The organism is Pseudoalteromonas sp. NCCP-2140, from assembly GCF_023708065.1.
In the GTDB taxonomy this organism is placed as follows: Bacteria; Pseudomonadota; Gammaproteobacteria; order Enterobacterales; family Alteromonadaceae; genus Pseudoalteromonas.
This window is the reverse complement of sequence record NZ_BRCZ01000001.1, coordinates 714,593-729,677: the sequence shown is the minus strand read 5'-3', so window position 1 is coordinate 729,677 and position 15,085 is coordinate 714,593. Positions and strand designations below refer to the sequence as shown.

Sequence of the window (15,085 nt, the reverse complement as noted above, 5' to 3'; positions counted from 1 at the left end):
ATTAAGTAACTTAATTTAGTTACATCGCGATAAGTAACTAAATTTGGTTACTTTGTTTTATGTAACCAATTTAGGTTACTTTTTCGTAAATATCAACCTAGATATGCTACAGTGGACACAAATCACTAAAAACAGAAAAGTTATGTCAGCAGTTGATAAGCCAAAAGTCGGTATTTTTGTAGATGTACAAAACATTTATTACACCTGTAGAGAAAGCTACAAGAAAAATTTTGACTACAATGCCTTTTGGGCACAAATGAGCGAACGCTACCAAATCGATTGCGCCATTGCGTATGCAATTTACCGTGGGGATGAAAAGCAATCGCAGTTTCAAAATATTTTGCGCGCAATAGGCTTTGAGGTAAAACTGAAACCTTTTATTCAGCGCAAAGATGGCAGTGCGAAAGGGGATTGGGATGTTGGCATTACCATTGACATGCTAGAGCATGCTAAGCAGCTCGATAAAATGGTATTACTTTCGGGTGATGGTGATTTTGCGTTATTGCTTGGTCACTTAGCAAATAAGTATCAGCTACCGTGTGATGTCTATGGTGCAGAGTACCTCACCGCTGATATCTTAAAGCAATCTGCTGCTGAATTTCATTGTATTGACGATTCACTGCTACTATCAAGGTAAAAAAATATTCCTATAAAAATAAAATGTTTAACTAAAGTATTATTTCAGCTAAGCTAACATTAGCTACACTTGATGATAAATAAAGGAATAGTCACGCACAACGCATTAAATTATGCAAAAAAGCATAAATAAAGGTGTTATAGGACATTGTTGATGTGGTTTCTAATTTTCTTGTCTGTTAAATAAAGCGTTTTAATTCAATAAATTAAAAATAAATATGAAAGTTATACGAATTTTTATAAAAAATATAATGACAACGCTGTCATTTGTTGTGTAACATTAAATCAACAAAGGTTGAGATGATTTCGCATTCTGATAAGAAAAATAATGCGATTTAGACAAAAACTAAACGAAGGCTAGGGGTCGTTAAATGATGGCGAAGAGTGTGAATGAGGACCAATTGTTTATTGGTATCGATGGTGGCGGAACGAAATGTCGAGCAACTATCTACTCTGTTAAACAAGGTGTATTAGGAACTGGCCTAGGTGGTCCTGCAAATCCATTACATGGTTTGGAACGTACTCTCGAATCAATTATGGTCTCAACACAATTAGCACTTCGTGATGCGAGTTTACCGCTTGAAACCGTTCATCAGCTTTATGCCGGCTTAGGTTTAGCAGGCGTAAACCTACCAAGCTTGTACGACAAGATTATGGAATGGGAGCATCCATTTAAACAAATGTTCCTCACCACTGACTTACACACAGCCTGTATCGGCGCACACGAAGGGAGTGATGGTGCGGTGATCATCACAGGCACTGGCTCATGTGGTTTTTCATGTGTAAATGGTCGCACAACTAACTTTGGCGGTCATGGCTTTGCTCTAGGCGATAAAGGCAGTGGTGCCTGGATGGGTCTTGAAGCAATAAAAGCGACCTTGTTAGACCTTGATGGCCTAGGCGAATCAACAAATCTGACTAACGTGATCACCGAGCATTTTGCAGCTGACAATGCAATGGCGATTGTTGAGAAAATGTCTGGTCAGCCTTCGAGTAGTTTTGCCAAATTAGCCCGCTATGTATTTGAAGCAGCCAATAACAATGACAAAGTTGCGGTTTCGATTGTTAAAGAGGGTGCAGATTACGTTAGTAAATTAGCTCAGCGTTTATTAGAGAATAACCCGCCACGTTTATCTATGATTGGTGGCTTAGCTGAGCCATTAAATAAGTGGCTTGCAGAGGATATTGCGAAACGCGTTGAATCTCCTATTCAACCACCAGAAATGGGCGCGGTGTATTTTGCTCAGCAATCTGTGCTTGAACAAAACCAAGAGGTAAGTTTGTAATGACGATTTATCATGCAAGTTCATTGTTTACCGGTGACGAATTTTTATCTGACGTGTATTTTAGCGTCGATAATGGTGTGTTTAAGCGTGTTGAAGCAGATGCTAATGCCGTTGCATTAACGGGTTTAGTGGCCCCCGGTTTTATTGATGTACAAGTGAATGGCGGTGGCGGGGCGTTTTTTAACGCTGAACAAACGCCAGATTGCTTAGATAGAATAGCCAAAGCACATGGTAAGTTTGGTTCAACTGCTATTATGCCAACCCTGATCACTGACCAAGTCGAAGTCATGGCAAAAGCGGCCGATGCCACTGCACAAGCAATTGCTGAAGGTGTTCCGGGCGTAATGGGTGTGCACTTCGAAGGCCCGCACCTTTCATTAGGGAAAAAAGGCACCCACAGCGAGCAATTCATTCGTCCTATTACAGAACAAGAATTTGCGATTTATGCCCGCCAAGACTTAGGCATTAAAATGGTTACCTTAGCACCTGAGAATGTCAGTGCTGATGATATCGCGCGCTTGGTTGAGTGTGGTGTAAAAGTATGTATTGGCCACACCAATGCAGACTTTGCGACCACCAATGCAGCACTTGCGGCAGGGGCTGATGGTTTTACCCACTTATTTAATGCCATGTCAGCATTTACATCACGAGAGCCGGGTGTTGTGGGTGCTGCACTTTGGGATGATAACAGCTGGTGCGGTTTAATTGTCGATGGTCACCATGTACATCCAACATCAGCAAAATTAGCAATTCGCAGCAAACAGCGCGGAAAAATTATGTTAGTCACAGATGCAATGCCACCTGTAGGGACTGACGATATGGAGTTTGATTTCTTTGATGGTCGTAAAGTTATTCGTACTGGCGATCGATTAAATTCAACGACCGGTGAATTAGCAGGCAGCGTACTTGATATGGCAAGTGCGGTGCGCAACACAGTGAACACATTGGATGTTAGCCTTGCTGAGAGCTTACGTATGGCATCACTTTATCCTGCACAATATTTAGGTTTACATAAAAAAGGTCGCTTACTGAGCGGGTTTGACGCTGACTTTGTGGTGTTAGACGAACAGCAAAATGTACAAGCCACCTTTATTGCTGGAAAAGCGCTATAACAAGCTTCCCTGGTAAAAACCCCGCCGTTGTATCGCGGGGCTTTTTCTATTTAAGGTAATACAATGACAACAACACAACCAACAAGAAAACGTTTGGCATCGCTGGATGCACTGCGCGGCATGGATATGTTTTGGATATTAGGCGGACAGTCACTATTCGCAGCGCTCTTCGTTTTAACAGGCTGGACTGGCTGGAAAGTTTTTGAAGCACACACCGTGCACAGCGTTTGGCATGGCTTCACATTTTACGATCTGATTTTCCCATTATTTATATTTTTATCGGGTGTGGCGATGGGGCTAGCCCCGAAACGCATTGACCATTTACCGTTTGATGAGCGCAAAGTGTATTACCGCAAGGCGGGTAAACGTCTTTTACTATTGTGTTTATTAGGTATTTTGTATAACCACGGCTGGGGCACAGGGATGCCGATGGCGTTAGATGAAATTCGCTATGCCAGTGTGCTTGGCCGCATCGCTATTGCATGGTTCTTCTGTGCAATGTTGGTTTGGCATACTAGTTTACGAACACAAATTATTACCGCTGCGGCTATTTTAGTGGGTTATTGGTTACTACTTTGTTTTGTTCCAGTGCCGGGTGGCAGTGCTGGTGACCTTTCAGCAGCAGGGAGTTGGAATGCATGGTTTGATGCACACTTACTGCCGGGGATTAGTTATCAAAACCGTGTAGTAGATCCAGAAGGTGTGTTGTCGAATATCCCTGCGATAGTCAATGCATTAATGGGTGTGTTTGCAGGTCAACTAGTGGCTCGTGCTCAGCAAATTGGCGAGTGGAAAATGACCGCCTTATTGTTCGCAGCAGGTGTGGTAAGTGTGTGTTTAGGTTGGTTATGGGATTTACAGTTCCCAGTAAATAAAGAACTTTGGACCAGCTCATTTGTGCTTGTAACCGTTGGCTGGAGTGCCATATTGCTCGCCGTTTTTTATGCACTGGTTGATATTTTACCGGGGCAACGCGCTGCGTATCCATTTGTGATCATAGGTGCAAACTCGATTATTATTTATTTAGCGTCAAGTCTTGTGAATTGGGGCTATGTAAGCCAAAGCGTATTTGGTGGGGTGGTTCGAGCTGTGCCAGAGGCGTGGCAACCCCTGATGGCGGTCATTGCGTTATTAGCAGTACAAATGCTGGTATTGCATTGGATGTATCGCCGTAAGATCTTTGTTAGTGTTTGATAATTATTAAACACTAACAGAAAGAGTAATTTTTTATTCACTTTTACTTTACAAAGATAAAACTAGAAGGGATAATGACAGCGTTGTCATAATGGTTATAGCTACTGCATCGTATCCTGGCAGTGGTTTGATCTAAAACCCAGCTCGATTGCACGTGGGGTTGGGTTTTAGGTCCCATTTTTTTCCAACTTATAATTAGAGCTAAACGATATGCAAATAGTGATTCTTGATGATGCAGCCCAAGTTGCAGCGTATGGTGCCAACATCTTTGCGAAACAATTACTAAAAAAACCAGCCTCGGTACTTGGTCTTGCCACAGGTTCAACACCTGTTGCTTTATATCAAGAGCTGATTGCTAAAAATAAAGCTGGCGATATTTCGTTTAGCCAAGCGACAACATTTAACTTAGACGAATACTTAGGTTTAACTGGCGAGCATCCACAAAGTTACCGTTACTTTATGAATGAGCAGCTGTTTAACCATGTTGATATCGACAAACAAAACACCCATGTACCGCCGGGTGATGCAGTAAACCCGCTTGTTGCTTGTAATGAATATGAGCAAAAAATCACTAACGCTGGTGGTGTTGACATACAACTACTTGGTATTGGCCGTAATGGTCATATTGGTTTTAACGAACCTTCATCTGGTTTGACATCACGCACCCGTGTTAAAACACTGACGAAAGCGACAATTGAAGACAATGCGCGATTTTTTGCTGAGGGTGAGTATCAACCGCATTTATCAATCACTATGGGTATTGGCACTATTTTAGAAGCCAAAAAAGTAGTGCTTTTAGCAACCGGTGCAAGTAAAGCGGATGCCGTTCACGCCATGGTAGAAGGCCCGTTAATGGCTAAATGCCCAGCTTCAGCACTGCAACTTCATAAAGATGCGGTGATCATCATTGATAAAGCTGCCGCAAGTAAATTAGAAGATTTAGAGTTCTATCAGCATATTGAAGCTGAGAACCAAAAACTACAAGCGCACCTAGCGACCTTGTAAAATTGTGAGAGAGAATAAAAAAGCCCAGTTTGGGCTTTTTTTATGCCTGTAATAAATTGGGTTTATCATCCGCTTATGGTAGTTTTAGCGAGTAAACTATTTTCAAGGAATGCCATGCTGAATTACTCTCAAATGCCATTGGATCGTGCATCAAATCGCCGTAAAGATCCAAAGTGGTTAAAGGCTCAAATGAATTCTCAGAGTCGCTGGTTATTGGTCAATAACAATCAAAGTTTATTTGTTAAAGACAGTCCTGAAGTGTGTTATTTACGCTTATCTCAAGTGGATCATCTCGATTTATCAAAAGGCATTTTATTGGGTTTAGACGACCATGATGTTGCTCATTTTGCTTTAGATGTCAGCCATGTTCCAGACTCACTCATTGAGCCTATGCTTAATGGCGCTGAATTTGTTGATATTCGCAAGTTAGGCCCACAAGTTGAGCTAAAACAAGGCTCGATTGCTGCACTGGCAAGGGGCTTGTGTTTTTGGCACGCAACGCACCGGTTTTGTGGTCGTTGTGGTCATGAAAATAACATGGTTGAAGCAGGGCACTCGCGTTTATGTGAGAACCAAACTTGCCAGCATCAAACTTTTCCGCGAACCGATCCTGCGGTGATTATGATAGTCACAAAAACCTTTTCAGATGGAGTTGAGCGCTGCTTGCTAGGCCGTCAAGCAAGCTGGCCTGAAGGTGTTTTTTCAACTCTTGCTGGTTTTGTAGACCCAGGTGAAACACTAGAGCAGGCCGTTGCCCGCGAAGTTATGGAAGAAGCAGGTGTTGCGGTGACAGATATTCAATATATCGCTTCACAGCCTTGGCCATTTCCATCATCAATTATGTTTGGCTTTATGGCCACAGCAGTTTCAGAAGATATTCAAGTAGATAAAGATGAGTTAGACGATGCAAGATGGTTTAGCCGTGCTGAACTTAATGAATTCGGCCAATGGCATGAGCAGGGCAGTCATCTTAAACTAACCCGACAAGATTCTATTTCTCGATTTTTGGTTGAGCACTGGCGCAACCTGTAAAGCACAGCTTGGACAAATTATGACAAAGACAAATAAAAATACCCAAATCGTCTCTGCAGGGCGTAAAAAAGCGTACACACAAGGGGTTGTGAACCCTGTGGTGCAACGTGCATCAACGGTAGTATTCGATTCAGTAGCTGATTTAAAAGCAGCGGCGAAGAAACGAGGCGACAAAACTTTATTTTATGGCCGCCGCGGTACGACGACACACTTTGCTCTTCAAGAAGCAATTGCAGAACTAGAAGGCGGCGAAGGCTGTGCGCTATATCCATCAGGTGCGGCTGCAATAAGCAATGCGCTACTCTCGTTTGTGAAAACGGGCGATCATATTTTAATGGTGGATACTGCTTACGAGCCGACCCGTGATTTTTGCGACAAAATACTGGCTGGATTAGGAATTGAAACAACTTATTACCCGCCGGGAATTGGTGCAGGGATTAGTGAGCTTATTAAAGATAACACTCGCGTATTGTTTTTAGAATCACCTGGCTCAATCACCATGGAAGTGCAAGATGTGCCAGCCATGGTTGCTAAGGCAAATGAGCGTGGTGTTATGACCATGCTAGATAACACCTGGGGTAATGGCCTGCATTTTAGACCGCTTGAGCATGGCGTAGATATTAGTATTCAAGCAGCGACAAAATATATCGTTGGTCACTCAGATGTGATGATGGGGGTGGCGGTTGCCAATAAAAAATATTGGCCAACCCTTCGCGAAAATTCATACCTACTTGGACAATGTACCTCTGCTGATGATGCTTATTTAGCGCTACGTGGTCTGCGTACTATGGCTGTGCGTTTAAAACAGCATGAACAAGCAGCCATCGAAGTGGCTAAATGGCTTGAGACACACCCATTGGTTGATCATATTCGCCATCCTGCTTTTGCAACGTGCCCGGGTCATGAGTTCTTTAAACGAGACTTTGATGGCAGTAACGGCTTATTTTCATTTGTAATGAAGCAAGGTAATCAACAAGCGATTGATGCGTTTTTAGACAACCTACACCATTTTAAAATGGGCTTTTCTTGGGGGGGTTATGAGAGCTTAGTCACGGCAAACCTGAGCATGAAAGGGCTTCGCTCTGAAACAGGTTGGTCGCAAGGTCCAGTAATAAGACTTCACATTGGTCTTGAAGATGTGGCTGATTTACTAGCCGACCTTGACCAAGCGCTTGCAGTGTACGAAAGCCACCTCTAGGTTAAAAGTTTATACTTTGTTACATAAGACCCGCTTGTCGGGTCTTTTTTTTCTGGTAATTCAAGCTGTTTCAACTTAGTGTAATTCTAATAATAAAATTCATTAAGGATTATGAGTGACGCAGTTACATCCTAAACGTCTTGCACAAATTGCCCAATTTGAGCTGGTACGACTATTTCTGACCAAACGTGGTTTGTTGGCGGTTGCCGCTTTTGCCATTTGTTGGCTACTTATTTTACGCTATCCCATTGCCCAATCTGTGACCTTGATTAGCTCACCTGATTTTGCCGACTTTGCTAGACAAGCATTTGGCGCCATTGGCATCAGTAAATTGCTTGATTGGCCTGAATCTGAACTGGCTGTGTATTGGCTGATTGCCTTATTTAGTTTCCCAAGTTTTTGTTTGTTTTTATGTAGTGATCAAACAGTGGGCGACAGACAACGAGGTACGTTACGCTTTTTATCACTTAGAGCGACTCGTTCAGAAATTATTATTGGTCGCTTTTTAGGGCAGTTACTCATTTTAGCGGCATTGTTGTTTGTTACCTTGATGGCAACCGTTGCAATGCTCGGTTATCGTGAGCCAAGTTTGCTGCTTTCTGGCTTATCGCGAAGCTTTATGTTGTTATTTTATTTGCTTGTTGCGGTTATGCCATTTATTGCCTTGATGAGCTTTTTGAACACGTTTGCCCGTTCATCGCGTCTTGCATTTGTATTGGCTATTTTGTTCTTTGCTGGCGGTAATATTGTGATTGGCTTACTAACATGGCAATGGCCTGCATTTGAGGTTTTAAATTACATATTTCCGGGCTATCAACTTGATTTAATGGCAGGTCAACGTGCCGGCATCACATTGGCTCTAGGTTTACCACTTTTACAAACGGCAGTGCTACTGCTTGCTGGTGAACGAATTTTTGCAAGGAGCTCATTATGACCGTTTTAATTCAAGCACAAGGCTTGTCAAAAAACTATGGGGCTAAACGAGCGCTCGATAACGTCAGCTTTGAGATAAACAAAGGGGCACCGGTAGCGCTAGTTGGTCCTAATGGAGCGGGTAAAACAACGTTATTCAGTTTGTTATGTGGCTATATTTTACCAAGCTCAGGAAAGCTATCGGTAATGGGGCATACCCCAGGTAATGCGGCATTATTCGGTAAGCTAACTGCGTTACCGCAAGATGCCCAGCTTGATCCTCGTTTTAGTATTGCGCATCAACTTAACTTTTATGGTCAATTACAAGGGCTCAGTGGTGCGGCTCGTAAAAAAGAAACGGCTCGTGTTTTAGAGCTGGTTGGTTTGTCAGAAGTGGCTAAGCAGCGACCGGATGACCTTTCTCATGGTATGCGTAAGCGAGTGACGATTGCACAGGCATTAATTGGTTCACCTGAAATAGTGATGCTTGATGAAGCAACTGCAGGTCTTGACCCAATTCATGCTCGTGAGGTGAGAGAGCTGGTAAGTTCTTTAAGTAACGAAGCAACATTTATTTTAAGCTCCCATGACTTAACTGAGCTTGAGCGTTTATGCTCTGGGGTTTTGCACCTCGATAAAGGGGTGTTAAGTGAGCATCAAGCCCGTTCTAGCACGCAAGATAATAAACACTTTATTACGCTGCAGTTAAATCAAAACTATGATGATGTCGAAGCAAAGCTTGCAAGCCTTGCCCATGTACATCATGTTTATATGAGCCAAGCAAAAGAATATGTGATCGAGTTTGAGAAAACCACTGAGCCTTTTGATATCAATCTTCTACACTTTTGTTATCAACAAGGTTGGCAGTATCGTCAACTAGTGAATGGTCACACACTCGAAAATCAAATTTTTCATAAGGAGAGCTAATTATGGGTTTATTAAGCGGATTAATGGGTAACGCAAGTGAAGTCGATAATGATGATTTAGAAGAACTACTTGCCAATACGCTGATTGATGGTGAAACAGTACAAAAAGCCTATAAAGTCATTCGTGATATGTTCATCTTTACCAATAAAAGATTAATTATTATTGATAAACAAGGTGTTACTGGCTCTAAAGTTGAAATGCTGAGCATTGCTTACTCAAAAATCACAAAGTTTAGTAAAGAAAGTGCCGGGCATTTTGATCTAGATGCTGAACTAAAAATTTGGGTAGGTTCAGATCCGACGCCAATCAGTAAAGACTTTAAAGCAGGAGATAACATTAATGAGGTTTATAGAATTATAAGCGAGTTTGCTTTATAAGGTACTGACAAGCTTTATTTTTTCACTAAAAGTTGGTTTAGAGACGCAAGTTTCGGCCAACTTTTTCTTTACATTTGCCGACACTTTATTACAATTAATCAAGTAAAAACAAATGCTTAGTTAAGTTTCCATTCAGTTTTCTCACGTTAGCATGTGCCCAACTTAGCCATCAGGCTAGTTTTCAACAGCAATGAAACAATGTTAATAGGGAAATCTGTTTATGAAAAAGTTAGCAGTTATTATTTCGAGTATGCTTCTGTCAACTGCCGCGACTGCTGCGGATAGTTACCAATCAATCAGCCATTTAGGGTACATGGACACCGATGGCAACGACACAGTAAGTGTTGATTCAACGTATTACTTCGCGCCAAAGAAAACAATGGGTCCATACGACCAGTTTGAATACATCAACAGAACAACCAACGTGTTTGGTTCGTACGCAGATGATGACTTTGGTGATGTAACTAACATCGGTGGTGAATACTTCGTACAAGATTTTGTATTTGGTGCGGGTTACAGCAACTACGATTACGGTTCAGATACTGATTTATTCAATGTGTCTGCAGGTTACTTCTTTAATCCTAACCTTCTTCTTAAAGCGACATTTATCGACGTAGAAGACGGCGATAACACTGTAATGTTCGACCTTAAGTACAATCACCAGCTTAACAGCACTGATTACTTAGGTTTTACATTCACAGCTGACGATGAGTTTGATTACCGTGCAGTAAATGCAAAATACTTCATGGATCTTCAACAAGGTAACTACCTAACAATTGAAGGTACAATCTCAGATACAGACGATAGCGGTAGCTCTTGGGAACTAGGTTCTAACTACTACTTCTCTAAAGCAACGTCAGCATTTGTAACGTTTAATAAAGAAGATGACTACAGCTTTGGTGCACAGCACTTCTTTAACAAAAACGTTGGTTTAAAAGCAGGTTATGCAAACAACTGGGATGACTCAGACTACGATGCATACTTTGCAAACGTAAGCTTACAGTTTTAATCATTAATTTGATGATATAAAAAAGCCCGCATTATGCGGGCTTTTTCGTTTTTATCATTACCAACCGCACTGGCGGCCTTCATTTTGCTCATCAAGGTATTTTTGTAACGGTGCAAAGTAATCTAAGATTGCTGTTGCATCCATTTCTTCTTTACCAGTGATCGTCGCAAGAGCTTCTTGCCATGGGCGGCTTGAGCCCATTTCTAACATAGCATTTAGTTTTTCACCTGCCTCAGCAGAGTTGTATACAGAACAACGGTGAATAGCTTCTTCGTTACCGGCAATTTCACATAAACTTCTGTGGAAGTCGAATTGTAAAATGTGCGCTAAGAAATAACGTGTGTAAGGCGTGTTGCCTGGTACGTGATACTTAGCACCTGGATCGAAGTCTGCTTCGCTACGTGCGATAGGCGCTTGTACACCTTGGTATTTTTCACGTAATTCCCACCACGCTTTGTTGTAGTTCTCTGGCGTTACTTCACCTGAGAAAACTTTCCAGCGCCATTGGTCTACTAATAAACCAAATGGGATAAATGCTACTTTATCTAATGCCATTTTCATTAACAGGCCGATATCTTTTGATTCATCAGGCACTTCATCTAATAAACCAATTTCTTTTAAATAACCTGGCGTTACAGAAAGAGCAATGGTGTCACCAATCGCTTCGTGGAAACCATCGTTCGCACTTTCTTGATAATAAATAGGCTGCGTGTTGTACGCGCGTTGATAGAAGTTATGGCCTAACTCATGGTGAATAACAGAGAATTCTTCACCTGTGCGTTGAATACACATCTTAATACGTAGGTCGTCTTTGCTATCAATATTCCAAGCTGACGCATGGCACTGTACGTCACGATCTTGTGGTTTAGTGAATAGTGAGCGTTCATAGAAGGTATCTGGCAATGGTGCAAAACCCATTGAGGTGAAGAACTTCTCAGCGCCACGTACCATTTTAAGTTCGTCGTAATCGTGCTCAGCTAATAGTTCTGTTACGTCATAACCAGGATCGGCATTTTCTGGTGCAACAACATCGTAAATGTTACCCCACGTTTGTGCCCACATATTACCCAAAAGGTGTGCAGGGATAGGCTGGTCTTGTGGTACTTTATCTTCGCCATATTTTTCACCTAGCTTGGCACGAACATGACAATGTAATGAATCATAAAGCGGTTTAACTTGGCCCCAAATACGGTCGAGTTCTTTTGCAAAATCATCGGCTGGCATGTCGTATTTACTACGCCACATAGCACCTGTATCTGCATAACCTAGCTCTTTTGCACCTTCATTAGTGAGGGCAACTTGTTGCTCATAAAGCGGGCGCATAGGTTTTGAAACTTGACGCCAACCTTGCCATAAATCAAGCAATTCATTGTAATCACGGCTCGTTGCCATTTTAGCGGTCATGTCGCCAAGGCTTAAACAGCTACCATCTTCTTTACAGTATTTACCTTTACCATAAATACCCCCTAGCTCAGCCACTAATTGTGAGAGCTTAGCTGTTTTTTCAGCATCTTGTGGTGCAGGTAAGGTAAGCGCTAGTTTAAGTTTATCGAGTTTACGACGCGCATCGTAATCTAGCTCTAAACTATCGAATTTTGCAGCTTCATTAGCAAGGCGAACAACGGCTTCGGTCATCTTGCGATTTACTTCAGCAGATAGTTCCGCAGTATCATGGGTGATGAAGTTGGCATAAATCCATTCAGCACGGCTTGCTTCTAAATAAAGCGCGCTTAATTCTTTTTCAGTATCGGCGATAAATTTAGCAGCATTTTGTGCTGTTACTTGGCTTGTTTTGACTTCAGCAGTCGTTGTTTTAGTGCTCGCAGCGTCATCATTACAGCCAGTAAGTGCTAGTGCACTTGCGACCATAAGTGCGCTCATGCTGAGCTTAAATGGAGTCTTTTTCATAACGTTCCCTAGAAGTTTATTGTTATTTATTGCCCATGCATAATAGCAGTGTCTTAGTAAACAACAAACTGCATCGGCAAAAACAACCTAGGTAAGAGCCGCTTACGTTGTATTTATGGCACGATCAGTCATACTTGAACCAGTTAATTAAAATAAAAGGATTGCACAATGACGACCGTAATCATTCTGTTACTGGTTGCTGTGATTGTAATTTTTGCTGTGAAAGACATTCGCATCAATCTTGTCACACGACCTACGTTTAGTATGTTTAAAAAAGTTTTGCCGCCGTTATCGCAAACAGAACGTGAAGCTATGGAAGCGGGTGATGTTTGGTGGGATGGTGAACTATTCAGTGGTAACCCAGATTGGCAAAAACTGCATCGTTTTCCTAAACCTGAATTAAGCGAAAAAGAACGCGCATTTATGGGCGAGCAAGTCGAAACCTTGTTAGCCATGCTTGATGATTATCAAATCGTGCAAAAAGATAAAGACCTACCAAAAGAAGTGTGGGACTACCTAAAAAAAGAAGGGTTCTTTGCGTTAATCATTCCTGAAAAGTTTGGTGGTCGCGAGTTTTCGGCGATTGCAAATTCAACCATCGTATCGAAAATTGCCACTAAGAGCTTAACCGCTGCGGTCACCGTAATGGTGCCCAATAGCTTAGGTCCAGGTGAATTACTTCTTCACTATGGTACTACCGAGCAACAAGAGCGTTGGTTACCAAGCCTAGCTAAGGGTGATGATGTGCCTTGTTTTGCATTAACGGGTCCAGAGGCAGGCTCTGATGCAGGCAGTATTCCTGATACAGGGGTGGTTTGTAAGGGCATGCATAATGGTGAAGAAGTGATTGGTTTAAAACTTAACTGGTCAAAACGTTATATCACCCTTGCGCCAATTGCCACCGTGCTGGGTCTTGCATTTAAAATGTACGATCCTGAGGGCTTATTAGGAGATAAAAAAGAGCTTGGCATTACGTGTGCGCTTATTCCAACTGATCACGAAGGTGTACAAACAGGTGAGCGTCATTATCCGTTAAACATGGCATTTATGAATGGCACAACATACGGTAAAGATGTGTTTATTCCGCTTGATTGGATCATCGGTGGTGAAAAGGGCGCTGGTCGAGGCTGGCGTATGTTAGTTGAATGTTTAAGTGCGGGCCGCGGTATTTCGTTACCGGCACTTAGTACAGCAACTGGCCATTTGGCTTCAAGAATGACATCAGCCTATGCAACCGTACGCCAACAATTTGGTGTGTCGATTGGCCAATTTGAGGGTGTCCAAGAGGCATTGGCACGTATTGGTGGATTAACTTACACCTTAGAATCAGCAAGGTTAATGACCGCAGGGGCGATTGACTTAAAATTGAGTCCGTCTGTGGTTACCGCTATAGCTAAGTACCATATGACTGAAATGGGTCGTACAGTAATGAATGATGCTATGGACATTCATTCTGGTAAAGGTATTCAAGTCGGGCCAAATAACTATTTAGCCCATGGCTATATGGGGATCCCGGTATCGATTACCGTTGAAGGTGCAAATATTCTTACTCGTAATTTGATGATCTTTGGTCAAGGCGCTACTCGCTGTCATCCGTTTGTTTTAAAAGAAATGGAAGCAGCAGCAATGGAAGACCATGATGTTGCCTTAAAAGAATTTGACTCATTACTACTGCAACATATTTTATTTGCTGGCAGTAATGCAGGTATGGCATTTGTGCACGGTTTAACACGCAGTTACTTCGCTAAAGCCCCTGTATGTGGCGCAACCACGGTTTACTACAAACAGTTAAGCCGCATGAGTCGTGGTTTAGCATTTTGTACTGATGTTGCGATGCTAGTATTAGGTGGTGAGTTAAAACGCAAAGAGATGATTTCGGCACGTTTAGGTGATGTGCTTAGCCACTTGTATCTTGCTTCATGTGTACTGAAACGCTACGAAGATGAAGGGCGTCAGCAAGCTGACCTACCATTTGTGCAATATGCCGTTGAGCATTCGTTATTCTGCATTGGTCAGGCATTCGACGGCTTCTTTAAAAACTTCTCTAATCCTGTAATTAATTTCTTACTGAAACGTATTGTGTTCCCACTAGGTAATCATTACCACCGTCCGAGTGATGAGTTAGCCCAAACAATGTGTGAGCACATGAGCAAACCTGGGGTCTTTAGAGACAGATTAACCCACCTTTGTTATGTCGATGAAAATGCAGGGACTGGTGTCATGGAAAATGCCTTTTTAGCCATGATTGATACCCATGAAGACTTTAAGCAACTTCGTAAATGGCAAAAAGAAGGCACTATTGCCAAAAACCTTGAACTTGAGGGCGCAATTGCCGCAGCGGCAGAGAAAAACTTAATTAATGAAACGGTAGCAGAGCGCATGAATCAAGCCAATGAGCTACGTAAACAAGCAATAGCCGTTGATAACTTTGCACCCGGCGAGCTGTAACTTTTTGGAAAGTATAAACAAACTAAGCCTTGCATTTGCAA

General features: G+C 42.2%; 13 protein-coding genes. 12 read left to right on the top strand and 1 reads right to left on the bottom strand.

Annotated features, from left to right (window positions below):
- The first annotated feature begins 142 nt into the window (after positions 1-142).
- From NFU46_RS03390 to NFU46_RS03340, 11 genes are all read left to right on the top strand, one after another.
- A complete protein-coding gene (locus tag NFU46_RS03390; protein WP_175082166.1) occupies positions 143-637 on the top strand; it encodes an NYN domain-containing protein in 495 nt (164 codons plus the stop codon).
- 370 nt (positions 638-1,007) lie between these two features.
- Entirely contained in the window at positions 1,008-1,922 is a 915-nt protein-coding gene (nagK, locus tag NFU46_RS03385; RefSeq protein ID WP_251599707.1) for an N-acetylglucosamine kinase, read from the top strand.
- Entirely contained in the window at positions 1,922-3,034 is a 1,113-nt protein-coding gene (gene nagA, locus NFU46_RS03380; protein ID WP_251599706.1) for an N-acetylglucosamine-6-phosphate deacetylase, read from the top strand. The genes nagK and nagA overlap by 1 nt, the downstream gene beginning before the upstream one ends.
- A gap of 63 nt (positions 3,035-3,097) precedes the next feature.
- On the top strand, positions 3,098-4,228 hold the full coding sequence (gene nagX / locus NFU46_RS03375) for a transmembrane glucosamine N-acetyltransferase NagX (protein WP_054561756.1): 1,131 nt from the start codon (positions 3,098-3,100) through the stop codon (positions 4,226-4,228).
- Positions 4,229-4,438: 210 nt separating this feature from the next.
- Complete coding sequence (nagB, locus tag NFU46_RS03370) at positions 4,439-5,233, top strand: glucosamine-6-phosphate deaminase (protein WP_251599704.1); 795 nt, start codon at positions 4,439-4,441, stop codon at positions 5,231-5,233.
- Positions 5,234-5,347: 114 nt separating this feature from the next.
- Positions 5,348-6,265, top strand: a complete 918-nt coding sequence (gene nudC, locus NFU46_RS03365) for an NAD(+) diphosphatase (protein ID WP_058585259.1) — start codon at positions 5,348-5,350, stop codon at positions 6,263-6,265.
- 19 nt (positions 6,266-6,284) lie between these two features.
- Entirely contained in the window at positions 6,285-7,463 is a 1,179-nt protein-coding gene (locus NFU46_RS03360) for a cystathionine beta-lyase (protein WP_251599701.1), read from the top strand.
- A 115-nt stretch (positions 7,464-7,578) separates the two neighbouring features.
- Positions 7,579-8,397, top strand: a complete 819-nt coding sequence (locus NFU46_RS03355) for an ABC transporter permease (RefSeq protein WP_105173964.1) — start codon at positions 7,579-7,581, stop codon at positions 8,395-8,397.
- Positions 8,394-9,302 (top strand): ABC transporter ATP-binding protein, encoded by a 909-nt coding sequence (locus NFU46_RS03350; RefSeq protein WP_251599698.1) that lies wholly within the window; start codon positions 8,394-8,396, stop codon positions 9,300-9,302. Before NFU46_RS03355 ends, NFU46_RS03350 begins: the two co-directional genes overlap by 4 nt.
- Positions 9,303-9,304: 2 nt before the next feature.
- On the top strand, positions 9,305-9,679 hold the full coding sequence (locus tag NFU46_RS03345) for a PH domain-containing protein (protein ID WP_054561750.1): 375 nt from the start codon (positions 9,305-9,307) through the stop codon (positions 9,677-9,679).
- A 220-nt stretch (positions 9,680-9,899) separates the two neighbouring features.
- The gene (locus NFU46_RS03340; RefSeq protein ID WP_062564210.1) at positions 9,900-10,688 is read left to right on the top strand and encodes a putative porin; all 789 of its coding nucleotides are present in this window, start codon (positions 9,900-9,902) and stop codon (positions 10,686-10,688) included.
- Positions 10,689-10,745: 57 nt separating this feature from the next.
- On the opposite strand, the gene NFU46_RS03335 is transcribed toward NFU46_RS03340, so the two are convergent.
- The gene (locus NFU46_RS03335) at positions 10,746-12,596 is read right to left on the bottom strand and encodes a M2 family metallopeptidase (RefSeq protein ID WP_251599682.1); all 1,851 of its coding nucleotides are present in this window, start codon (positions 12,594-12,596) and stop codon (positions 10,746-10,748) included.
- Positions 12,597-12,764: 168 nt separating this feature from the next.
- Here NFU46_RS03335 and NFU46_RS03330 point away from each other — a divergent pair, with 168 nt between their 5' ends.
- Positions 12,765-15,044 carry an acyl-CoA dehydrogenase gene (locus NFU46_RS03330; protein ID WP_130167080.1) on the top strand — a complete coding sequence of 760 codons (2,280 nt, stop codon included), beginning with the start codon at positions 12,765-12,767 and terminating at the stop codon, positions 15,042-15,044.
- The last annotated feature ends 41 nt before the right edge of the window (positions 15,045-15,085 follow it).

Bases quoted from the DNA above. Each gene is read 5' to 3' on its own strand.
- NFU46_RS03340 (WP_062564210.1), top strand. From the start codon at position 9,900: ATGAAAAAGTTAGCAGTTATTATTTCGAGTATGCTTCTGTCAACTGCC.
- NFU46_RS03335 (WP_251599682.1), bottom strand. From the start codon at position 12,596: ATGAAAAAGACTCCATTTAAGCTCAGCATGAGCGCACTTATGGTCGCA.
- NFU46_RS03345 (WP_054561750.1), top strand. From the start codon at position 9,305: ATGGGTTTATTAAGCGGATTAATGGGTAACGCAAGTGAAGTCGATAAT.
- NFU46_RS03390 (WP_175082166.1), top strand. From the start codon at position 143: ATGTCAGCAGTTGATAAGCCAAAAGTCGGTATTTTTGTAGATGTACAA.
- nagX (WP_054561756.1), top strand. From the start codon at position 3,098: ATGACAACAACACAACCAACAAGAAAACGTTTGGCATCGCTGGATGCA.
- NFU46_RS03350 (WP_251599698.1), top strand. From the start codon at position 8,394: ATGACCGTTTTAATTCAAGCACAAGGCTTGTCAAAAAACTATGGGGCT.
- nagB (WP_251599704.1), top strand. From the start codon at position 4,439: ATGCAAATAGTGATTCTTGATGATGCAGCCCAAGTTGCAGCGTATGGT.
- NFU46_RS03330 (WP_130167080.1), top strand. From the start codon at position 12,765: ATGACGACCGTAATCATTCTGTTACTGGTTGCTGTGATTGTAATTTTT.
- NFU46_RS03360 (WP_251599701.1), top strand. From the start codon at position 6,285: ATGACAAAGACAAATAAAAATACCCAAATCGTCTCTGCAGGGCGTAAA.
- nudC (WP_058585259.1), top strand. From the start codon at position 5,348: ATGCTGAATTACTCTCAAATGCCATTGGATCGTGCATCAAATCGCCGT.
- nagA (WP_251599706.1), top strand. From the start codon at position 1,922: ATGACGATTTATCATGCAAGTTCATTGTTTACCGGTGACGAATTTTTA.
- nagK (WP_251599707.1), top strand. From the start codon at position 1,008: ATGATGGCGAAGAGTGTGAATGAGGACCAATTGTTTATTGGTATCGAT.